The organism is Massilia sp. CCM 8734, assembly GCF_011682155.1.
In the GTDB taxonomy this organism is placed as follows: Bacteria; Pseudomonadota; Gammaproteobacteria; order Burkholderiales; family Burkholderiaceae_D; genus Telluria_A; species Telluria_A rubra.
The window spans coordinates 1-255 of record NZ_WHJI01000354.1 but is presented as its reverse complement, the minus strand read 5'-3'; the positions used below and the strand labels follow the sequence as shown (position 1 = coordinate 255).

Sequence of the window (255 nt, the reverse complement as noted above, 5' to 3'; positions counted from 1 at the left end):
CGGCCCCTAAGGCGAGGCAGAGATGCGTAGCTGATGGGAAGCAGGTTAATATTCCTGCACCGTCGTATGATGCGATGGGGGGACGGATCGCGGAAGGTTGTCCAGCGGTTGGAAGTGCTGGTTTTTGGCTCATAGAAGGCGCTTAGGCAAATCCGGGCGCGGAATTCAAGGGGTCGAGACGAGAGACTTAGGTCTTGAAGCAATCGGAAGTGGTTCCAAGAAAAGCCTCTAAGCTTCAGTCATACGAGACCGTAC

At 54.5% G+C, this 255-nt stretch carries 1 rRNA gene; it reads left to right on the top strand.

The window, feature by feature from the left end:
* Window positions 1-255 (top strand): 23S ribosomal RNA (locus F2P46_RS36870); the annotation flags it as partial.